General features: G+C 72.8%; 18 protein-coding genes and 1 riboswitch. Of the genes, 5 read left to right on the top strand and 13 right to left on the bottom strand.

Annotation, left to right across the window (positions count from 1 at the left end; all coding sequences use genetic code 11):
* Window positions 1–2: 2 nt before the first annotated feature.
* Complete coding sequence (locus tag OR600_RS02690) at window positions 3–521, top strand: PTS sugar transporter subunit IIA (RefSeq protein WP_135978699.1); 519 nt, start codon at window positions 3–5, stop codon at window positions 519–521.
* Between the two features lie 83 nt (window positions 522–604).
* Here the strand turns inward: OR600_RS02690 and OR600_RS02695 are convergent, their stop codons facing one another.
* The 11 genes from OR600_RS02695 to murB all read right to left on the bottom strand — a co-directional run bounded on the left by OR600_RS02695 (window position 605) and on the right by murB (window position 13870).
* On the bottom strand, window positions 605–1525 hold the full coding sequence (locus tag OR600_RS02695) for a peptidoglycan-binding domain-containing protein (RefSeq protein ID WP_204407023.1): 921 nt from the start codon (window positions 1523–1525) through the stop codon (window positions 605–607).
* A 57-nt stretch (window positions 1526–1582) separates the two neighbouring features.
* Window positions 1583–2629 carry a polyprenyl synthetase family protein gene (locus OR600_RS02700; RefSeq protein WP_135978730.1) on the bottom strand — a complete coding sequence of 349 codons (1047 nt, stop codon included), beginning with the start codon at window positions 2627–2629 and terminating at the stop codon, window positions 1583–1585.
* Window position 2630: 1 nt separating this feature from the next.
* A complete protein-coding gene (galE, locus tag OR600_RS02705; RefSeq protein ID WP_135978697.1) occupies window positions 2631–3683 on the bottom strand; it encodes a UDP-glucose 4-epimerase GalE in 1053 nt (350 codons plus the stop codon).
* A gap of 111 nt (window positions 3684–3794) precedes the next feature.
* Window positions 3795–5135: an FAD-dependent oxidoreductase gene (locus OR600_RS02710; protein ID WP_265590603.1), complete on the bottom strand. Its 1341-nt coding sequence runs from the start codon at window positions 5133–5135 to the stop codon at window positions 3795–3797.
* Between the two features lie 83 nt (window positions 5136–5218).
* The gene (locus tag OR600_RS02715) at window positions 5219–6427 is read right to left on the bottom strand and encodes a coiled-coil domain-containing protein (RefSeq protein ID WP_265590604.1); all 1209 of its coding nucleotides are present in this window, start codon (window positions 6425–6427) and stop codon (window positions 5219–5221) included.
* A 106-nt stretch (window positions 6428–6533) separates the two neighbouring features.
* Window positions 6534–7331, bottom strand: coding sequence for an energy-coupling factor transporter transmembrane component T family protein (locus OR600_RS02720; RefSeq protein WP_204407854.1), 798 nt, complete (start codon window positions 7329–7331; stop codon window positions 6534–6536).
* A gap of 3 nt (window positions 7332–7334) precedes the next feature.
* Window positions 7335–8201 carry an energy-coupling factor ABC transporter ATP-binding protein gene (locus OR600_RS02725; RefSeq protein ID WP_265590605.1) on the bottom strand — a complete coding sequence of 289 codons (867 nt, stop codon included), beginning with the start codon at window positions 8199–8201 and terminating at the stop codon, window positions 7335–7337.
* A complete protein-coding gene (locus tag OR600_RS02730) occupies window positions 8198–9055 on the bottom strand; it encodes an ATP-binding cassette domain-containing protein (RefSeq protein ID WP_265590606.1) in 858 nt (285 codons plus the stop codon). The genes OR600_RS02725 and OR600_RS02730 overlap by 4 nt, the downstream gene beginning before the upstream one ends.
* A gap of 2 nt (window positions 9056–9057) precedes the next feature.
* Window positions 9058–9627: an ECF transporter S component gene (locus tag OR600_RS02735; protein WP_265590607.1), complete on the bottom strand. Its 570-nt coding sequence runs from the start codon at window positions 9625–9627 to the stop codon at window positions 9058–9060.
* Between the two features lie 4 nt (window positions 9628–9631).
* A riboswitch (FMN riboswitch) is annotated at window positions 9632–9765 on the bottom strand.
* 8 nt (window positions 9766–9773) lie between these two features.
* Entirely contained in the window at window positions 9774–12008 is a 2235-nt protein-coding gene (locus OR600_RS02740) for a hypothetical protein (protein WP_265590608.1), read from the bottom strand.
* Window positions 12005–13870 (bottom strand): UDP-N-acetylmuramate dehydrogenase, encoded by a 1866-nt coding sequence (murB, locus tag OR600_RS09920; protein ID WP_309295235.1) that lies wholly within the window; start codon window positions 13868–13870, stop codon window positions 12005–12007. Before murB ends, OR600_RS02740 begins: the two co-directional genes overlap by 4 nt.
* Before the next feature lie 252 nt (window positions 13871–14122).
* Here murB and OR600_RS02755 point away from each other — a divergent pair, with 252 nt between their 5' ends.
* From OR600_RS02755 to OR600_RS02770, 4 genes are all read left to right on the top strand, one after another.
* Window positions 14123–15397, top strand: a complete 1275-nt coding sequence (locus OR600_RS02755; RefSeq protein ID WP_251164042.1) for a DNA recombination protein RmuC — start codon at window positions 14123–14125, stop codon at window positions 15395–15397.
* Entirely contained in the window at window positions 15394–16347 is a 954-nt protein-coding gene (locus tag OR600_RS02760) for a DNA/RNA non-specific endonuclease (protein ID WP_265590609.1), read from the top strand. The genes OR600_RS02755 and OR600_RS02760 overlap by 4 nt, the downstream gene beginning before the upstream one ends.
* Before the next feature lie 123 nt (window positions 16348–16470).
* Complete coding sequence (locus OR600_RS02765; RefSeq protein ID WP_135978688.1) at window positions 16471–16911, top strand: LytTR family DNA-binding domain-containing protein; 441 nt, start codon at window positions 16471–16473, stop codon at window positions 16909–16911.
* A gap of 11 nt (window positions 16912–16922) precedes the next feature.
* Window positions 16923–17396: a DUF3021 domain-containing protein gene (locus tag OR600_RS02770; RefSeq protein WP_135978687.1), complete on the top strand. Its 474-nt coding sequence runs from the start codon at window positions 16923–16925 to the stop codon at window positions 17394–17396.
* Between the two features lie 10 nt (window positions 17397–17406).
* Here the strand turns inward: OR600_RS02770 and OR600_RS02775 are convergent, their stop codons facing one another.
* Together OR600_RS02775 and OR600_RS02780 are read right to left on the bottom strand one after the other, a co-directional pair.
* Window positions 17407–18597, bottom strand: coding sequence for a serine hydrolase (locus OR600_RS02775; RefSeq protein ID WP_265590610.1), 1191 nt, complete (start codon window positions 18595–18597; stop codon window positions 17407–17409).
* Between the two features lie 100 nt (window positions 18598–18697).
* Window positions 18698–20062, bottom strand: coding sequence for a PFL family protein (locus OR600_RS02780; RefSeq protein ID WP_135978685.1), 1365 nt, complete (start codon window positions 20060–20062; stop codon window positions 18698–18700).
* Between the last annotated feature and the right edge of the window lie 11 nt (window positions 20063–20073).

Consider the following 20073-nt stretch of genomic DNA (forward strand, 5'->3'; position numbering starts at 1 on the left):
CCATGGGTCTCTTTGACAGGTTCAAGAAAGGGCCGGCGAGGCCCGACGCGGTGCCGTGCCACTGGGAGCCCCTGACTGTGCTCTCGCCGGTCGACGGTGAGGCGGTCGCTCTCGCGGACGTCCCCGACGACGCGTTCTCCCAGGGGCTCCTGGGGCAGGGGCTCGCCGTGAGGCCGAGCGGGCGGACGGTCTTCTCGCCCGTGGACGGCACTGTGGCCGCCCTGGTGGGCTCCGGCCACGCCGTCGGGCTCGAGACGGCAGACGGCACGGAGGTCCTCGTGCATGTGGGCGTGGACACCGTGGCCATGGAGGGGGAGGGCTTCACGGCCTACGTCTCCCAGGGCGATGCCGTGAGGGCGGGGCAGCCGCTGCTGGGGTTCGACCCCGACGCCATCGCGGCGGCCGGCCATCCCGACGAGGTGATGGTGCTCGTCTCCAACTCCGCCGAGTACGGCGCCGTCACGCCGGTGGCCCCGGGCCCTGTCAGGGCAGGGGAGCGGGTCGTCGCCCTCGTCCGGTAGCCCGGGTCGGGCCGATAAGAGAGGCGGGACCCCCGCCCCGGAAGGGGAGGGGGTCCCGCCTTTTTCTCCCGATGCCGGGTTCTCTACGCCTCTTCGAAGGCCGCGCAGACAGCGTCCAGGATCACGCTCGCGATCATCTGGGCGCGGTTGCTCGTGAAGCTGCCGTCGTACTCGTTGGCGTCGGCCGGCAGCTGGATGCGCACGTAGGGCGGGCGGTGCCGGCTGGCGGCCAGGGAGGTGCGCAGGCGCCGCGGGAGGTCGTCGCCGCAGCGGTCCACGTGCACGGAGGTCACGCCCGGCTGGGCCTCCGGGTCGTCGCAGACGAGCTCGAGGATGGCGGTCACATCCCCGGGCACCTCGTCGAGGCTGTTGTAGAGGGCGAGGCCGGAGTCCTCGCTCGTGGCGCTCGCGAGGTTCCAGATGCGGCCGGCCACCGTGCGGGCGATGGGCCCGTCGGCGAACAGGGCCAGGTCGTTGTCCTCGAGCACGGAGGCCGCCCGGGCGAAGCCGATGCCCGCCTGGGGCACCGGCCCCTGGGCCTCCTTGCCGCCCCACACGTGGTAGAGGCGCCAGATGGCCTGGAACGTGTCCTGGAAGCACATGCCGTCGGCCAGCATGCCCACGTTGTCCTGGAACTGCTTGACAGCCGCCTCGGTGTGGGCGCCGAAGCAGCCGTCGATCTCCCCGCAGGAGAAGCCGAGGATGGACAGCGCGTTCTGCATGGTGCGGACGTCGTTGCCCTTGAAGTTGGGCAGGCGCAGGTAGAGGGTGCGGTCGCCCATGTGGTAACCCTCGTCCACGAGGGACGACCACATGGTGGCGTCGACGTCGCGCCCGGCCTCGAGGCCGTGGGCACGGCGGAAGGCCAGGACCGCCTCGGCGGTGGAGGGGCCGAAGCGCTCGGCATCGCGCTCGTCGGGGGCGATGGCGTAGCCGAGGGAGACGAGACGGTCCTGCACGTCCTCCACGGCGATGCCGTCCATCCCTTCCTTGATTGGATCCATGGTGCTCCTTTTTGTACAGGTGGTGCGTGGTGCGGTGCCCGGGCGGGCCGGGCGGTGTCAGGCGGTGCGGGAGACGAAGAACGAGGGCATGGCCAGGAGGGCGTCGAGGGCCTCGCCGGGCACGAGCCCCGCGTCCTCGAGGCGCGTGGCGGCGCGGTCCGCGAGGTCCGCGGCATAGGCGCGGGCGTGGTCCACGGCGCCGGTGGCCTCGAGGATGGAGACGGCGCGTGAGAGACCTGCGGGGTCGGACGTGCCCGACTCGAGGATCCGCCGGAGCTCGGAGGCCTGCTCGGCCGTGCCGTGCCCCAGGGCCCAGCAGACCATGAGGGTGCGCTTGCCCTCGGTGATGTCGCTCCGGAAGTCCTTTCCCTGGGCGGCGGGGTCGCCGACGACGTTGAGGACGTCGTCTTGGATCTGGAAGGCGAGCCCGGCGTCGAGGCCGAAGGAGCGCAGGGCGTCCACCTGGGCCGACGGGGCCCCGGCCACCATGGCGCCCAGGGCCAGCGGCGAGGCGGCCGAGTAGTGCGCCGTCTTGAGGGTGGCCATGGCCAGGTAGTCCTCGCAGGTCACGTCCCAGCGGCCGTCGCGGGCCCAGCCGAGGTCGAGGGCCTGGCCCTCGACGGTGCGCATCATCATCTCGCAGAGCTCCACCATGACGGCGTGGCGGCAGGCGGCGGGCACGCGCGTGTCGTCGGCCACGCAGGCGAAGCTCTCCACGAGGGAGAGGTCGCCGGCGTTGATCGCCAGCCCATCCCCTTCGGAGCGGTGCAGGCAGGGGACACCGCGGCGGGTCTCGGACTCGTCGGCGATGTCGTCGTGGATGAGCGCCGCGCTCTGGAAGTGCTCCACGGCCGCCGCCACGGGCATGGCCGCCGACTCGTCGCCGCCGGTGACGGCGCAGCCCATGAGCACGAGGGCCGGACGGATGCGCTTGCCGCCGTGGGCCGAGAAGTCCTGGAGGGGGCGGTAGAGGTAGCGGCGCAGGTCGTCGGTGGGGACGAGCGCGTAGGCGGCCGCGAGCTCGGCGTCCACGGCGTCGCGGCGCGCGGCCACGTAGTCGGGGAACGCCTGGGGCACGGCCGCGGACGGGGAGGCGGGCGCCACGTCAGGCACCGAGCCCGTCGGGGTTCTTGGACTGCCAGTTCCAGGAGTCGCGGCACATGTCGGCGAGGTCGTAGCGGGCCTTCCAGCCCATCTCGCGCCCGGCCTTGGCGCAGTCGGCGTAGTTCTCGGCGACGTCGCCGGCGCGGCGGGCCTCCACGACGTAGGGGATCTCGTGGCCGCAGGCCTCGGAGAAGCACTTGACGACGTCGAGCACAGAGGAGCCCACGCCGGTGCCCAGGTTGAACACCTCGACGCCGCATCGCCCGTTCATCCAGGCGAGGGCGGCCACATGGCCGGCGGCCAGGTCGCACACGTGGATGTAGTCGCGCACGCCGGTGCCGTCGGGGGTGGGGTAGTCGTCGCCGAAGACATGGACGGCCTCGCGTTTGCCCACAGCGGTCTGGGCCACGTAGGGCACGAGGTTGTTGGGGATGCCCTTGGGGTCCTCGCCGATGAGGCCGGAGGGGTGGGCGCCGATGGGGTTGAAGTAGCGGAGCAGCACGACGTCCCACTCGGGGTCGGCCACGGTGAGGTCGGTGAGGACCTGCTCGATCATCCACTTGGTCCAGCCGTAGGGGTTGGTGGCCGGCTTCTTGGGGGAGTCCTCGGTGAGGGGCAGGGCGTCGGGGTCGCCGTAGACGGTGGCCGAGCTGGAGAAGATGATGGCCTTGCAGCCGGCCTCGCGCATGACCTCGCAGAGGGTGAGGGTGCCGCCGATGTTGTTGCTGTAGTACTCGAGCGGCTTCTCGACGGACTCGCCGACGGCCTTGAAGCCGGCGAAGTGGATCACGCGGTCGACGTCGTGGCGCGCGAAGACCTCCTCGAGGGCGGCGCGGTCGCAGATGTCCACCTCGTGGAAGGTGCAGCGGGAGAAGGCCTCGTCGCCCACGATCCGGTGGATGCGGTCGAGGACGCGGGGGCTGGAGTTGGAGAGGTCGTCCACGATCACGACGTGGTAGCCGTTCTCGAGCAGGTCGACGACGGTGTGGCTGCCGATGAAGCCGGCGCCTCCGGTGACGAGGACGCAGGTGTCCTCAGGCTTCTTGGAATCCATGGTTCTCCTCGCAACAAGAGACTTGAACGTGCACCCCACCATAAGGCCAATGGGCCGGCCTCCGAATGGAGACCGGCCCATTTGCGGGAGAAAACCGTATGGGTGAGCGCTCTACACGAGGCCTGCCGCCTTCATGGACACCGACCCGATGTAGTTGACGGGGTTGGAGAAGTTGGGCTGGAAGAGCAGGTCCACCTGGGCCAGCTGCTCCACCGTCATCTTGTTGGCAATGGCGATGGACACGGCGTTGGCGGCCTGGGCCACGTCGGGCTCAGTGGAGAAGAACTGGGCGCCCTTGACCTGGCGCGTCTCGGGGTCGAAGACCAAAGTGGCAGTCACCGGCGCCGTGGTGAGCATGAAGTCGGGGCGGTAGTTTTCAGTCACCGTGGTGCTCTCGAGGGAGAGGCCGCGCACGGCGCCGCCCTCCACGGTAAGGCCCGTGGCGGCGAGGCTGTACTCGTAGAGCTGGACGGCCGAGGTGGCCTGGGTGCCGGCGTAGGCGATCGTGGGCTCGACGATGTTGGCGCCGACGAGCGAGGCCTGGCGCACGGCGTTGGTGGCCAGCGGGATGTAGTCCTCCTTGCCCGTGGGGTTGAAGAGGATGGACGCGGCGTCGCCGGCCGCGAAGACGCCCGGCACGGAGGTGCGCAGGTACTCGTCCACGCGGATGGCGCCGTTGGGCATCATGTCGAGCTGCCCGTCGAAGAGGTCGGTGCGGGGTAAAAAGCCCAGGCCGAGGATGGCGTAGTCGGCGGTATAGGCGCCCTTGTCGGTGGTGACGGTGACGGCGCTGTCGCTCGACTCGAAGGCCACGACCTTCTCGCCCAGGGCGAGCTCGACGCCGTGGTCGGCAAAGGCGCGCTCCATCTGGTCGGTCACGTCGGCGTCGAAGTTCTTGGCCAGGACGCGGGGCAGCGCGTCTACGAGGACCACGCGCTTGCCGGCCTCGGAGAGCTGATCGGCGAGCTCGGAGCCGATGTAGCCGGCACCGATCACGGCAACGGAGTCGGCGTCGCCGCAGAGCTCCTTGACGCGCAGGGCGTCGTCCCAGTTCTTGCAGTGGAGCACGCGGCCGCCGTCGATGCCGGGGATGGGCGGCAAAACGGGCTTGGAGCCGGTGGTGACCACGAGGTAGTCGAAGTCGCAGGCGCCCTTCTCGTCGGTCTGGAGGTCGGTCCACTCCACGTGCTTGGTGGCGGCGTCGGCGCTGACGACGTCGGTGTGCATGTGCACATGGGCGCCGGCGTCGGCGAGGGCGGCGGGGGAGCTGTAGAACATCCGATTGGGGTCGCTCACGTGGTCGCCCACCCAAAGGGCGATGCCGCACGAGAGGAACGACACGGTGTCGTTGCGCTCGAAGACGTGGACCTCCCAGTCGGGATGGGCCTTGAGGATGGAGACGGTGGCGAACACACCGGCGTGGGTGCATCCGATGACGGCGACTTTGGCCATGACGAACCTTCCTTCTGACGATGTGCCTTACATCAGAGATGCTACCCGCTTGACGCAGAGGAAGGCCGCGGGACGCCTCGGTCCTACGCGAAGCCCCAACGGGCGGTCACACCGCCGGACTGGTAGTAGGAGATCCAGGAGTCAAGGTTGATCGTGCGGATGTAGCCGATGTTGTCCATAACCATGCCGCCTCCCACGTAGATGCCCACGTGGCCGTAGATGCGGCCCGCCGCGGTGTGGGGGTGGGACGGCACTGCCACGAGCATGCCGGGTTGGATGGCAGAACGGTTGGAGCTCGTGCAGAACGAGTAGTACTGGTCCACGGCGTTGCCACCGGGGTAGCCGCAGCCCGCCGCCTGGTAGACCTGGCTCACCCACATGGCGCAGTAGCCGGCGCCCGGCGAGGGCACGCGCCCGCAGGCGGCCACGATGGCCGCGCCCTTGCCGGAGGCGGAGCCGCCCGAGCCGGCGAGGGCCGCCGAGGCGCTGGCCGCCTGGGAGGCGGAGGCTGCGCGGGCGGCCTCGGCGCGCTCGCGCTCCTCCTGCTCGGCCTTGGCCGACGCCATGATCTCGGCGTCGCGCTGGGCCATGAGCCCTTGGACCTCGGAGGAGAGGCTCGCGAGCATGTTCTGTGTCTCCACCTGCTTGGCCTGCATGGCCTCGAGGTCGGAGGCCTGGGAGGTCTTGAGGTCCTCCAGCTGGGCCTTCTGGGCCTCCAGCTGGGCCTTGGTGTTGTCGAGGGCCCGCTTGGCCGTGGTCACCTCGTCGATGAGGGCGACGTCTGCCTGGGTGACCTTGTTCATGTAGTAGATGTTGCTCGTGAGCTCCTCGAAGCTCGAGGAGGCCATGAGGACCTCGAGGAAGTTGGTGTCGCCTGCCTTGTAGTTGGCGTTCACGCGGGCGGCGAGGAGCTCCTTCTTCTCCTCGAGCTCCCTCTCCTTCTTCTCGATCTCCGCCTCGGTGTCGGCGATCTGGCCGTTGACGTCCTCGATCTTGCCCATGGTCTCGGAGAGCTGGGCGGCGAGCTGCTCGTACTCGTCGCCGAGGCGGTCGAGCTCGGCCTGGGCGGCGTCGAGCTGGGCCTGGGCGTCGGCGAGGGCGTCGAGGGTCGACTGGGAGGCCGACGGCCTGGCGAGGGCGCCGGTGACGGGGGTCGCGAGGGCGGCGAGGCCGAGGCCGCAGGCGACCCGGAGGAAGCCGCGGCGGGAGAGGCCGCGGAGGGGGGTATGGGGGGCGGGGGCTACCCCGCGGGGGGCGGCGTCGGGGCGTCCCTCTCGGATGGTCTGCGACATTGCGGCTCCGTTCAATCTGCGTGCACGTCGTACCACGGGCGAGGATTTTTCCAGTCGGTTTTGAAGGTCAAAACCATCCCAGTGTAGTCCACGGATGCCGGGGCGTCTAACCGATTCGCCCTGCCGCCAGCAGTACGGCGAGGTAGACGGCGCAGGCGATCGCCAAGGCCACGTCGGCTCCACGGACCTTGGGCCGCCTCCAAACGGTGCGGGGGCGTGTCGGGTCGTAGCCGCGGGCCTCCAGGGCGAGGGAGAGCCCCTGGGCGTGGCGGAGCGCCCCGGTGAGGGCCGGGACGAGCACGCTCGCGAGGGCGCGCACGCGCCGCACGGGGCCGCCGCGTCCGAGGTCGCCGCCGCGGGCCTCCTGGGCCTCGCGGACACCATCGAGCTCGTCGCCGATGGTGGGGACGAAGCGCAGGGCCAGGGAGAGCACGAGGGCGAGGGGCCCCACCGGCACGCCGAGGCGGGCCAGCGGGGAGAGCAGGCTCGAGAAAGCGCCGGTGAGCTCCGTGGGCGTGGTGGTGGAGAGCAGGAGCGAGCCCGTGAGCACGAGCAGCGTCAGGCGCACCGAGTAGAGGGCCGCCCAGTCGAGGCCCCCCTCCGTGACGGAGAGCGGCCCCAGGGACCACACCACGGGCCCCGTGCGGGTCACCAGGAGGTTGAGGCACGAGACGAGCACGAGCGCCGCCACCACGGGCAGGCAGGTGCGCAGGCACCGGAGGGGCGACGTCCGAGCCGTGGCGCACAGGCCGAGGAACGCGCCCAGGGCGAGGAGCGCCTGGGCCGGCGTGGCCACGAGGAACGTGGCGGCCATGACGGCGGCCACGACCAGGGTCTTGACGCGCGGGTCGGCGCGGTGGAGCGGGGAGGAGCCGGGCACGTACCGGCCGATGGAGGCCGCCACAGGTCACGCCCCCTCTCTCGGTCCGCGGGCGAGGCCTGCGAGGGCGTCCGCCAGGGCGTTGAGGGTGAGCGGCTCGCCCACGTCGACGCCGCGGCGCTCCCTGAGGAGATGCGCGGCCTCCAGGGCGCTCGGGAGGCCGAGACCCAGGCGCCGGAGCTCGCCCGACCGGGGGAAGACCTCCGCCGGCGAGCCGGAAAGCGCCACGCGCCCGCGGTCGAGCACGGCCACAGACGCCGCCAGCGAGGCGGCGTCGTCCATGTCGTGGGTCACGAGCAGCACGGCCCCGCGCCGCGAGGCGAGGTGGGCCACGGCGTCGCGCACGATGGCGCGCCCCTCGGGGTCGAGGGCGGCCATGGGCTCGTCGAGCACGAGGTTGGCCGGGTCCATGGCCAGGACGCCGGCGATGGCGGCGAGGCGCTGCTGGCCGCCGGAGAGCTCGAAGGGCGAGCGGCAGGCCAGGTGGCGGATGCCGAGGAGCCCGAGGGCGGCCTCGGCGGCCTCGGCGGCCTCCGCGTCGGTGGCGCCGAGGTTCCGGGGCCCGAAGGCCGCGTCCTCGGCGACGGTGGCCGCGAAGAGCTGGCGCTCGGGGCGCTGCATGACGTAGCCCACGGCCCGGGGGAGGCCGGGCCGGCGCCGCGGGCGCCCCAGCACGCCGCGGCGCACCCACGTGGGCGCACCGTCCACGAGGGCCTCGCCCGCGGTGGGGGCCACGAGGCCGGCCATGGCGCGTAGGAGGGTGGACTTGCCCGACCCGGTGGCGCCGAGCAGGCAGGTCACCCGGCCGTCGCGCGCCTCGAGGTCGACGCCGTCCACGGCGGGGAAGGGGGCGTCGGGGTAGCGGTAGGTGAGGGACCTGGCGGCGAGGCTCATCTCCCCACCTCCCGGACCACGGCGTCGGCCAGCCGGCCGGTGTCGAGCGTCGCCGGGACGTCCAGCCCGCGCTCCGCGAGGGCGCGGGCGAGCCGCACCGTGAAGGGGGCCTCGAGGGAGAGCCCTGCCAGGGACGGGTCCTCGAGCACCTTGTCGGGGGATCCCTCCAGGGCCACGCGGCCGCGGTCGAGCACGACCACGCGGTCGGCGGAGGCCGCCTCCTCCATGAAGTGCGTCACGTGGACCACGGCGGTGCGGCCGCGGAGGCCGTCGAGCACCCGGGCCACGCCCCGGCGCCCCCGCACGTCCAGGCGGGCGCCGGGTTCGTCGAGCACGAGGAGGTCGGGCTCCATGGCGAGGGCCCCGGCGATGGCCACGCGCTGCTGCTGACCGCCGGAGAGCCGTGTCGGGTCCGCGTCCGCGAGGTCCGCCATGGCCACGCGGTCGAGTTCCCGGGCCACCGCGGCGCCGATGCGCGCGGGCGGCCACCCGAGGTTCTCGGGCCCGAAGGCCACGTCGTCTGCCACCCGGGTGGTCACGATCTGGTCCTCGGGGTTCTGGAACACCATGGAGATGCGCGAGCGGGCCTCCGCGTAGGAGGCGCCGTCGGGGCGGCCGTCGGAGAAGCAGGTCAGGCCCATGAGCTCCACCGTGCCCTCGTCGGGCGCGCTGATGGCTGCCACGAGCCGGGCCAGGGTGGATTTTCCGGAGCCGTTGGCACCCAGGAGGCACAGGCGCTCGCCCAGGGCCACGTCGAGGTCCACGCCGTCCAGGGCCCAGGTGGTGCCCCCGTCGTAGGAGAAGCGCACGCCCCTGAGGGAGCAGGCGGGGCCGCGCCCGGTGGCGGGTGCCACAGCTACCGGCCCACCATGTCGGAGACGGGCTTGTAGGCCAGCCAGCACACGACGTCGTTGAGCACGACCTTGATGAGGTTGAACGGCAGGAGCACCGGCACGATGAGCGCCACGACGGCGTCCACGGGCACGCCGCTGTAGAGGGGCGTGATGACGATGTTGCCTGCCACGGCCACAACTATGGCCACGACCGATCCCAGCGCGAGGCCGGCCGCGGCGCCCGCGCGGGTGTGGCGGCGGCGGTAGACGAGGGACGCCGGGAGCACGGCGGCGAGGGAGCACGCCATGCCCATGACGGCGCCGAACGGCTCGACGAACAGGTGGATCACCCAGGGGAGCACCGCGACGCAGCTTCCCACGGCCGGCCCGAAGGCCAGGCCCGCCACGAGGCCCACGATGCCGGAGGGGTCGTACTTGAGGTAGGGCGCCGGCGGGAACAGGGGGATCTCGATGAAGCTCGCCACGATGGCCAGGGCGCAGAACAGCGCCGAGACGGCCACCCGCCGGCTGTTCCAGCCGCCGGAGGACGAGGACGTGGTATGGGAGGAGGGACGGTTCTGCTGCGCAGGCATGGCGACTCCGTTTCTTTCATCCGGACTGTGACCGTTGGCCCCGGACTCCCACCGGGTCGGCCGCGCGCACGCGGTTCGCGGGCTTCCCCCTCGGGGGTTACCGCCAGTGGGGACTTCCACCCCGCCCTGAAACTGACGCCACGAGCTTACCCCTCTTTGGGGCCGCCTGTCCTGCCGCGTCGGCGCATGCGCCCCGAGATGCGCCCGGCGGCGGTCGCCGCGATGACGATGACGCCGGTGATGGCGCCGCCCCTCCCGCCGCGGGACCCGGGCGCGGCCTGGGCCGCGGTGCCGGGGGCGGTCGGGGCGTCGTCGGGTTCCTCGGGGCCGTCGGCGGCGTCCCCGGCCCGGGGGGCCTCCCCGTCGGCGGCCTCCACGTCGCCGCCGAGCTCCCCCTTCACGTCGGGGTCGAGGGCCAAAAGCGTGAGGTCGCGCTCCACGGGCTTGCCGAAGTCCCAGAGCAGCCCCGTCGCGTCGTCCACCCAGTCCGTGCCCCCGTCGTCGGGGCGGTCGAGCGTGGCGCCGGGCTCCACCAGGGTCACGGCGGGGTCCGAGCCGTCGGCGGGCAGGAGCCGCACCTCCCATACCGGGGCGGCCGAGAGGCGGCGCTCCTCGCTGTCGAGCACGAAGCGCGACGCCGTGCCGGCCACGCCCTCCTCGCACCAGCCGAGGGCGGCCAGGGAGGGGTCGTCGGGGGCGTCGAGGGTGAAGGTGCCCCGCGACCCGTCGTCGAGGTAGTTGTAGAAGTCGTTGGCCGTCTCGGCGGTGTTGCGCCCCACGAGGGCGCCCATCACGCTCGCGGTGCCGGCGTTGAGGATGCCCCCGCCGCGTCGCGCGGAGTTGTGGGCCACGGTGCCGCCCGCAAGCTCGAGCGAGCCCGTGTTCACGACGCCGCCGCCCATGCCGTCCACGGCGTTGTGGACGATGATGGCGCGCTCCGCCTCCACCGAGCCCCGGTTGTAGAGGGCGCCGCCGTTCATGGCGGCGTTGTGGGAGAGGGCCGAGGCCCCCAGGCGCACGGAGCCCACGTTGTAGATGCCGCCGCCCATGCCCTGGGAGGCGTTGTGGACGATGGTGGCCCGGTCGCAGGAGAGCAGGCCCGTGTTGTAGATGCCGCCGCCGCCGAACTGCGTGGAGTTGGCGCAGTTGTCCACGATGTCGCCGGTGACGATGTCCACCCGGCCCCGGGCGTTGTAGATGCCGCCGCCGTAGAGGGCGCGGTTGTTGGAGAGGCCCGCGCCGTCCATGTCCACGGTGCCGGAGCGGGTGTTGTAGAGGCCTCCGCCGGTGTAGAGGGCGCGGTTGCCCGCGATGATGCCCTCGCCCAGGACCAGCCTGCCGGTGTTGTAGACGCCCCCGCCCGACCCCTGCACGCCGTCGGCGGCGTTGCCCACGATGGAGCCGCCCTCCACGGAGGCGGTGCCGCGGTTGTAGACGCCGGCGCCGGAGTCGGCGGTGTTGCCCGAGACGACGGCGGAGCGCTCGTGGAGCGTGCCGGCGTTGAAGACGCCGCCGCCGAAGGACGCGCGGTTGTCGGTCACGTCGCCGCCCTCGAGCATCACGGTGCCGGTGCTGTAGACGCCGCCGCCGCGGTGGAGGGCCCGGTTGCTGGCTATGCGCCCTCCGGAGACCTCCACGAGGCCGCGGCCCACGCAATAGACGCCGGCCCCGTGCACGGCGCGGTTGCCCTCGACGGAGCCGCCGGTCATGGAGAGGGTGGCCTTGTCCACGTAGACGCCGCCGCCGTAGAGGACGCCGTCGCCCTCCTGGCGGCAGTTGTCCTGGACCGCCCCCGCCTCGATGAGGAGGCAGGCACCGTCGAGCACCTGGACGGCCGCGCCCGGCGCAGCCTCGGTGCCGAGGCTCGTGCAGCCGGAGACGCGGCCGCCGCCCATGCGGGCCACGGCCCCCTGGCCGGAGACCCGGAGCGCGCAGGGGGAGGGCTCGGCCTCGGAGGGTGCGACGACCCAGCCGTCCAGGGCCGAGCAGGGGCCCAGGTTGACCGTGCCGTGGCAGTCGACCAGGCACGACGACGGCGCCGGCGCCCCGGGAGCGCCGGGTCTCGCCAGGAGGGCGCAGTCGAGGTCGAGGCGGCCGCCGCCGTCCACCGAGAGGAGGGGCGCGGTGCTGTCGCCCGGGGTCACGAGGAGCGAGCCGGCCAGGCGCAGGCGGCCCCCGTCGGCCACAGAGAACATCTGCGACACGCCCGGCGCGAAGCGCACCGACGTGGCGCAGCCCATGACGTCGAGGCTGCGGCCGGGGCCCACGGGGACGGGGCCGTCGACCACGACCGACGCAGGGAGGGCCGCCGCGGCGCAGCCGCCCTCGGCCACGAGGGCGCGCAGCTCGTGCCAGGTGGAGACGGGGACCGGGGCGCTCATGACGAGAAGGGTCCCACGAACCGCACCTCGGGCTCGAGTTCGACGCCGAAGCGCTCGCGGACGGTCTCGCGCACATGGGCGATGACGGCGGCGACGTCGGCGGCGGTGGCGCCGCCCAGGTTCACCACGAAGCCCGCGTGCTTCTCCGACACGGCTGCACCGCCCACGGTGTAGCCCTTGAGGCCGGCGTCGCCGATGAGCTTGCCGGCGAAGTGCCCCTCGGGGCGCTTGAAGGTGGAGCCGGCGCTGCCGAGCTCGAGGGGCTGCTTGGACGCGCGGCGCTCGGTGAGGTCGTCCATCTTGGAGCGGATCGCGTCCGCGTTGCCGGGGGCGAGCAGGAACGTGGCCGACACCACCGTGAGGCCGTCGGTGCGCACGCGGCTCGTGCGGTAGCCGAGGGCGAGGTCGGCGGCGGCGACGGTCTCGGTGTGGCCGTCGGGGAACACGCACTCGCACGACTCGAGGACGTCGGCGATGCAGCCGTCGTAGGCGCCGGCGTTCATGAAGACGGCGCCACCCACGGTGCCCGGGATGCCGCAGGCGAACTCGAGGCCCGTGAGGGAGAGGGCCGCCGCCATCTCGGAGGCCTCCGGGAGCGAGACGCCGGCCTGGCATGTGACGCGGCAGCCGTCGTGGGAGACGTCGTCGAGGCCGCGGGTCACGTCCACCACGACGCCGCGGTAGCCGGCGTCGGAGACCAGCAGGTCGGAGCCCTTGCCCAGGATGAGGTGGGGCGCGCCGTGCTCGCGGAGCACACGGAGGCAGGAGGCGAGTCCGCCCGCGCCCCGCGGCGTCACGAAGACGTCGGCGGGGCCGCCCAGGTGGAAGGTCGTGTGGGCCGCCATGGGCTCGCCCAGGGCCACGCAGTCCTCGCCGAGCTCGGCGCCCAGGGCCTCGGCCACGGCGTAGCGGTCGTAGCCCGACGCCATGGCGTCCACGATACGGGCGCAGCGCAGGGAGTCGGCCAGGGGCATGACGGGGCTCTCCTGGGCGCCGGAGAGCAGGGAGTCGGTGAACGAGGCGATCTCGGCCGAGAAGTCGTCGCCGGGCAGCGGGCACTCGACGAGCTCGTCGTCGGCGCCGTCGCGGCGCAGCACGGCGCGCTCCGGGCGGGTGACCTCCAGCACCTCGATGGAGCCGAGGCTGCCGGAGATGGTGACGCGGGAGTCGTCGGCGGCGTCGGCCGAGACGTCGACCGTGCACGCCACGTCGCCCAGGGTGAACTCGCAGCGGTCGGCGCGGTCCACCTCGTCGCGGTAGGTGTGGGAGCACGCGGAGACCGATATGGCGCCCCCGGCGTACTCGTCGGCCCAGGCGGCGCCGTAGATGCCGAGGTCGAGGGCCGCGCCGCCGCCCACGGGGTCGTTGTACCAGTGGCCGTCGCCGTGCTCGATGGTGCGCCTGAGGGTGAAGGCCACGGACCCCACCTCGCCGATGAGGCCGTCGACGACGAGGCCGCGGACCTTCTGGTAGAGCGGGGTGAAGCGCGGCTTCATGGCCTCTACGTAGAGGCGGTCGTGGTCCACGGCCGCCTGGGCCACCCGGGAGAACTCGGCCGCGGTGAGGGCCGCGGGCTTCTCGCAGAGCACCGCCTTGCCGGCCTCGAGGGCCTTGACGGACCACTCGGCATGCATGGACGCCGGCAGCGCTACGTAGACGGCGTCCACGTCGTCGCGGGCGAGCAGGGCGTCGTGGTCCGCGCAGGCGTCGCAGCGGAACTCGGAGGCGAAGGCCTCCACGTGGGCGGGGGTGCGGCCGCTGGCCGCGACGAGGGTGCCCCGGGGCTCCCCCGCGAGGGAGGCGGCGAACCTCTTGGCGATGGACCCTGCGCCGAGGATGCCCCACCTGACCGTATCTGACACGATTCCTACCTTCCGGCGCGCCGCGGGGACGCGCGAATGCTCGGTTCCAGGACATCCCGTGTTCTACCCCAACCGCGCCCGGGCTCCAAGGAGGCCCTTCGGGAAAGGGGGAGGGAGGTCCTGTCCATCAGTATAGAAGTAAAATTACAGGAATCAATCAGGTTCATTTTGGGTGGGACCTTTTGGCGCACTGCGCCCCGCCGCGTCCGTGCCATGATGGGCAGACCCTCAAACCGTCGCGAAAGGGGTCCCATGGACGTCCTCGTGTTGCTCCTGTCCGTCGTGGCCGCCGCCGCGGCCGTGGCCGCCTGCCTCGTGGCCACCCGCGCCGCCCGGGCTGCCGGTTCCACTGCCGCCGCGGTGTCCGACCTCGGGCGCCGCCAGGCTGACGACGCCGGCTCGCTCGCCTCGTCGCTCGCCCGCGTTGACGGTGCCCAGGGCCAGGGCCTGCGCTCCATGGAGGCCCTGCGTCAGGACGTGGCGTCCCGGCTCAGCTCCGTCGACGGCCGCCTCGACGCCATGTCGTCCACCGTGGGCCTGCAGCTGGCCCGCACCACCGACACCGTGGTGGGGCAGCTCTCCTCCATCCGCGAGGACAACGCGCGCCAGCTCGAGCAGATGCGCGCCACCGTGGACGAGAAGCTCGAGCGCACCCTCAACGACCGCCTGGCCACGTCGTTCCGCCAGATCAGCGACCAGCTGGAGTCGGTCCACCGCGGCCTCGGCTCCATGCAGGCCCTGGCGTCGGACGTGGGCGACCTGCGTCGGGTGCTCTCCAACGTCAAGACCCGCGGCATCCTGGGCGAGGTGCAGCTGGGCGCCATCCTGTCCGAGGTCATGGCGCCCGACCAGTACGCCTGCGACGTGGCCTGCAAGCCCGGCAGCCGTGACCGCGTGGAGTTTGCCGTCAAGGTGCCCGTGGAGGGCGGCGACCCGGTCCTGCTCCCCATCGACGCCAAGTTCCCCGGCGACCTCTACGCCCGCCTCGCGGACGCCCAGGGGGCGGGCGACGCCGAGGCCGCGGCCAAGGCGCGCAAGGAGCTGGAGGCACGCATCCGCCAGGAGGCCAGGGACATCTCCTCCAAGTACCTGGCCGTGCCGGCCACCACGGGCTTCGGCATCATGTTCCTGCCCTTCGAGGGCCTCTACGCCGAGGTGGTCTCCACCCCGGGCCTCGTGGAGCGGCTCCAGCGCGAGCACTCCGTGGTGGTGGCGGGCCCGTCCACCATGGCCGCGCTGCTCAACAGCCTCCAGCTCTCGTTCCAGACCTTCGCCCTCCAGCGCCAGACCAACGAGGTCATGGCCGTGCTCCAGGCCGTGCGCGCCGAGCTGCCCCGCTACCAGGACGCCCTGCGCCAGGCCAAGCGCCGCATCGACCTCGCCGGCGACGCCGTGGACAAGATCATCACCACCCGCACCAACGCCATGGAGCGCACCCTGCGCTCCGTGACCCTCACCGACGGCGCCCCCGCGGCACCCGCCGACGCTCTGGGCGCCGGGGACGGGGACGGCGGGGAGGGGCTGTGAGCCGCCGCCGCACGGCGCGCCACGGGCGGCTGCGGCTCGTCTGGGCCGTCTGCCTCGTCGCCCTCGCCGCGGTCCTGCTCCCTCCCGGCACCGGCCTCGCCTGGCGGGCCGGCGCGCTGCTCCGCCCGCAGCCGGAGCCCGTGGGCCTCTCGGCGGACGGCCGGATCGAGGGCGTGCCTGTCTTCGAGGGCGACCTCGTGGTCCCGGTGGGCGACGGCAAGGCGGACTTCGGTGCCGACGACGGCCGCACGGACGCCTTCGAGGACTACGCGCCGCTGGACGGCGAGGGCCGCTGCGGCGCCGCCTACGCCAACGTGTGCGAGCAGACCATGCCCACCGGCGAGCGCGGGGCCATCTCCGAGGTGCGCCCCACGGGCTGGCGCCAGGCGAGCTACCCGTGGGTGGACGGCGAGATGCTCTACAATCGCTGCCACCTCATCGCCTGGAGCCTCACCGGCGAGGACGCCAACGAGCGCAACCTCGTCACCGGCACCCGGACCATGAACGCGGGGTCCATGGTGCCCTACGAGACCTCGGTGGCCGACCACGTGCGCAGGACGTCCCACCACGTGCTCTACCGGGCCACGCCCGTCTTCGTGGGCGACGAGGAGGTCTGCCGCGGCGTGCGCCTGGAGGCCCGCTGCGTGGAGGGCGACGGCGAGCTGTCGTTCGACGTCTTCTGCCACAACGTGGAGCCCGGCGTCTCCATCGACTACGCCACCGGCGAGTCGGAGGCCGACGGCGCCCGCGGGGAGGCCGTGGCGGCGCTGCCCCCGGCGGGCGGCACCGAGCGGGGTGACTACGTGCTCAACGTGCGCTCGAGGCGGTTCCACCGGCCCGACTGCCCCGGGCTCTCCTCGGCGTCGGCGATCAACCTGGAGGACTTCTCCGGCGACCGCTCCGACCTCCTCGAGGAGGGCTACGAGCCCTGCGGCACCTGCAACCCGTGAGCCGCGCCGCTGCACCACGGGCCGCCGGGGTGCATCTCGCGTGCCCGTGACGACGCCTCGCGCCGGTGCCGCGGGTCCCGGGCCGCGTCCGTGGCACCGTGGGTTCCGAGGAAGGGAGGGCCTATGAGGGTCGAGATCGTCGAGGACCCGGCGTTCACCGAGACCGTGGTGCGCATCGGCTGCGCCCGGCTCGACCAGCAGGTCGCCGACCTTGTCGCGCGCCTGAGGATCCTCGACCGCACCGTGGTGGGCGTAGAGGACGGGACCACCTACGTGGCCCCCGCCTCCGAGGTGCGCTTCGTGGAGTCGGTCGACCGCCGCTGCTTCGCCTACACGGCCGACCGGGTGCTCGAGAGCCGGCTCACCCTCGCGGAGTTCGAGGACCGCCTGGGCGACGTCGGCTTCGTGCGGGCGTCCAGGTCGTGCATCGTGAACCTCTCCCACGTGGCCGCCCTGAGCCCCGACATCAACGGCCGGCTCCGCGCCGTGCTCGACACCGCCGAGGAGCTCCAGGTCTCGCGCAGCTTTGTGAGACCGCTCAAGCGCGCCCTCGGCATGGAGTGAGGAGGCAAGCCATGGCAACGGATAGGAACGACCGGGCCCCCCACGGGGCCGAGCGCCCGTCGTGGCCGTCGGTGCTCTCGGCGGTCGCGGTCAGGGCCTGTGTGATCTTCACCGTGGCGTGTGCCGTCGCCTTGGCGGTGGGGACGGCCGCGGGCGCGGCGGGGGTGGCCTACGGCTGGTCGCTCCTGGCGGCCTCGGCCGCGGGGGCTGTGCTCCAGGCGGTCTTCTTCACCGACGTCCTCATCCGGGGCGTCCCATACCCGGTGCGCGTGCTGCTCTTCGGGGTGGGGTTCTACGGGCTGCTCGCCTGGGTGGCCGCGGCGTGTCGCTGGTTCCCCGTGGACCGTCCCGGGGCCTGGGTCATGTTCACGGCGTTCTACCTGGGCGGCCTCGTGGCGGGCTGCGTCGCGCAGACAGTGCGGGAGCGCGCTGAGGAGCGCCGCCTCGCCGAACACCTCGACCGCTGGAAGGGCGGGCGCCTCTGAGCGCGCGCCGCTATCCCGCCTCGGTCACGGCCACCTGCCCGGTCGCCTCGGTCACGGCCAACCGCCCGATGGCGTCCAGGGCCACGACCACCCGGTCAAGGCGCTCGAAGTCGTCCCCGTCGTCGGTCATGACGGCGATGACGTAGGCCGTGTCGCCGCGTTCGACCACACCGGCGTTGACGGTGGACGACTCCGACTCCACGGCGATCCAGCCGGGCTTGGACCAGCTGGCGGTGACGCCCTCCAGGGACGGGATGACGCTGTTGGCGGGTCCCGAGAAGACCGACGCGGCGAACGTGTCCCCCTCGGCGTCCTGTGCCTGGATGTAGGGGTAGGCCTGCACCCAGAGGCCGGCGAGCTGGCGGGGTGTGAGGTCCACGTAGGAGCCGACGTCCTCGTCGAGGGTCTCGGCGGAGCCTGCGGCCTCGAGCCACTCGTTTATCCTGTCGGTGCCGAAGGCGCTCTTGACCCGGTAGTAGGAGTTGTTGTCGGAGTCCACGATGGCGCTGGCCACGGACCCGGAGAGGGCGCCGGGCGCGCCGGAGCCCCCGTCGGAGAGGACCGAGAGCACGTAGGGACCCTTGATGGCGCTGGCCGCGTAGTAGGCGGTGTCCTCGTTGTGGGCCGAGATGACCGTGCCGTCGGTGGTGCAGAGGTACCAGCCCACGGTGTCGCCCCGGTCCTGGATGGCCGAGACCGCCTGGGTGAGGTCGGAGGCCGCCGCCGCGGTGGAGGCCGCCCCCTGCAGGAGGTCGTGGGGGCCTGCGGCCGCGGCGGACATCGTCGCCGTGCGCGCCGGGGCCAGGCGGGCGGTCTCGGCGTTGCCGGCCACGCACGATGCCACGAGCGCCACGGCCGTCACGGCCACGGCGGCCGCGGCCCAGAGCAGGACGCGCATCGGGGCGGCGGGGCGGCCGAGGGCGCTCCTGAGGAGGGGGGAGGACGGCCGGCGACGGGTGCCGGGCCCCATGAGGTCCCGGTGCGCGCGGGCCCCGGGGAGCGCGCGCACCGTGCCACGGCCGTGGGACCGATCCTGGCGCGCGTCGGCCGCGGGCCTGCCGTGGGCCGGTGTGGTGCCGCGGCGCCTGTCGCCGGTGGGGCGGCCGTGGGGCGCTGGCTCGCGGCCGCCCGTGCGGCGGGTCCCCCCGCGGCCGGGGCACCCGCCGTCAGCGGACGGCCGCGCTCTCGGAGTTCGGGCCATGGAAACCTCCCCGGGCCTCGCGCCTGTCGTGTGCGGCGCCTGTTCGGGGCCACAGCATAGCGTCGGACGGCGGGCCGTCGCCAGGGCCTGTCCCCCGGAACTAGTTCTTGAGGCTGTTGAGCGGTGCGGGGAAGTGGCCTCCGCGGTGGGCGAGGACGGTCCCGGCGTGGGGGTTCACCGCCATGACGGGCGCCTCGCCGAAGAGGCCGCCGAACACGAGGGTGTCGCCCGCTTCCTTGCCGATGGCGGGGATGATGCGCACGGCCGTGGTCTTGTTGTTGATGACGCCGATGGCCATCTCGTCGGCGATGATGCCGGCGAGGGCCTCCACCGTGGTGTCGCCCGGGACGGCGATCATGTCGAGGCCCACGGAGCACACGCAGGTCATGGCCTCGAGCTTCTCGAGGGAGATGGCGCCGTCGCGGGCGGCGCGGATCATGTCGGCGTCCTCCGACACCGGGATGAAGGCGCCCGACAGGCCGCCCACGCTCGAGCTGGCCATGACGCCGCCCTTCTTGACGGCGTCGTTGAGCAGGGCCAGGGCGCACGTGGTGCCCGGGCCGCCGCACTCTCCCACGCCGATGATCTCGAGGATGCGGGCCACGGAGTCGCCCACGGCGGGGGTGGGGGCCAACGAGAGGTCGACGATGCCCTTGGCCGCGCCGAGCCGCCTGGCGGCCTCGCGGCTCATGAGCTCGCCGGCGCGGGTGATCTTGAAGGCGGTCTCCTTGATGCGCTCGGCCACCTCGTCGAGGTTCGCGGTGGGGGGCAGCTGCTCGAGGGCGGCGGCCATGACGCCGGGGCCCGAGACGCCCACGTTGATCACGGCGTCCGCCTCGCCCGTGCCGTGGACGGCGCCGGCCATGAAGGGGGAGTCCTCCACCATGTTGGCGAAGACCACGAGCTTGGAGGCGGCCACGCACTGCTCGTCGCGGGTGAGCTCGGCGCACTCGAAGATCTTCTCGGCCATGAGCAGCACGGCGTCCATGTTGATGCCCGCGCGCAGGGTGGCCACGTTGACGCTCGAGCAGACGCGGGAGGTCCCGGCCAGGGCCTCGGGGATGGACTGGATGAGGCGGCGGTCGGAGTCGCCCACGCCCTTCTGGACGAGGGCCGAGAAGCCGCCGATGAAGTCGACGCCGAGGGTCTCCGCCGCGCGGTCGAGGGCGTGGGCCACGGGGGTGAGGTCCTCGTCGGGGCAGGCCGCGGCCACCTGGGCCACCGGCGTCACCGAGACGCGCTTGTTGATGATGGGGATGCCGTACTCGCGCTCCAACGACTCCGCCACGGGGACGAGGCGCTCCGCCGTGCGGCACACGTGGTCGTAGACCTTGGAGCAGAGGGCGTCCATGGAGGGGTCGGCGCACGAGCCTAGGGAGATGCCCATGGTGACGGTGCGGATGTCGAGGTTCTGCTGCGAGACCATGTTGAGGGTCTCGAAGACCTCCTCGGGCGTGATGGACATGGGGCCTCCGT

It is taken from the genome of Granulimonas faecalis (genome assembly GCF_022834715.1).
In the GTDB taxonomy this organism is placed as follows: Bacteria; Actinomycetota; Coriobacteriia; order Coriobacteriales; family Atopobiaceae; genus Granulimonas; species Granulimonas faecalis.

Coding starts and splice junctions, on each gene's coding strand:
- OR600_RS02735 (WP_265590607.1), bottom strand. CDS start 9,627: ATGCCTGCGCAGCAGAACCGTCCCTCCTCCCATACCACGTCCTCGTCC.
- OR600_RS02775 (WP_265590610.1), bottom strand. CDS start 18,597: ATGGCCCGAACTCCGAGAGCGCGGCCGTCCGCTGACGGCGGGTGCCCC.
- OR600_RS02770 (WP_135978687.1), top strand. CDS start 16,923: ATGGCAACGGATAGGAACGACCGGGCCCCCCACGGGGCCGAGCGCCCG.
- OR600_RS02765 (WP_135978688.1), top strand. CDS start 16,471: ATGAGGGTCGAGATCGTCGAGGACCCGGCGTTCACCGAGACCGTGGTG.
- OR600_RS02755 (WP_251164042.1), top strand. CDS start 14,123: ATGGACGTCCTCGTGTTGCTCCTGTCCGTCGTGGCCGCCGCCGCGGCC.
- OR600_RS02695 (WP_204407023.1), bottom strand. CDS start 1,525: ATGGATCCAATCAAGGAAGGGATGGACGGCATCGCCGTGGAGGACGTG.
- OR600_RS02710 (WP_265590603.1), bottom strand. CDS start 5,135: ATGGCCAAAGTCGCCGTCATCGGATGCACCCACGCCGGTGTGTTCGCC.
- OR600_RS02725 (WP_265590605.1), bottom strand. CDS start 8,201: ATGAGCCTCGCCGCCAGGTCCCTCACCTACCGCTACCCCGACGCCCCC.
- OR600_RS02715 (WP_265590604.1), bottom strand. CDS start 6,427: ATGTCGCAGACCATCCGAGAGGGACGCCCCGACGCCGCCCCCCGCGGG.
- OR600_RS02690 (WP_135978699.1), top strand. CDS start 3: ATGGGTCTCTTTGACAGGTTCAAGAAAGGGCCGGCGAGGCCCGACGCG.
- OR600_RS02780 (WP_135978685.1), bottom strand. CDS start 20,062: ATGTCCATCACGCCCGAGGAGGTCTTCGAGACCCTCAACATGGTCTCG.
- galE (WP_135978697.1), bottom strand. CDS start 3,683: ATGGATTCCAAGAAGCCTGAGGACACCTGCGTCCTCGTCACCGGAGGC.
- OR600_RS02740 (WP_265590608.1), bottom strand. CDS start 12,008: ATGAGCGCCCCGGTCCCCGTCTCCACCTGGCACGAGCTGCGCGCCCTC.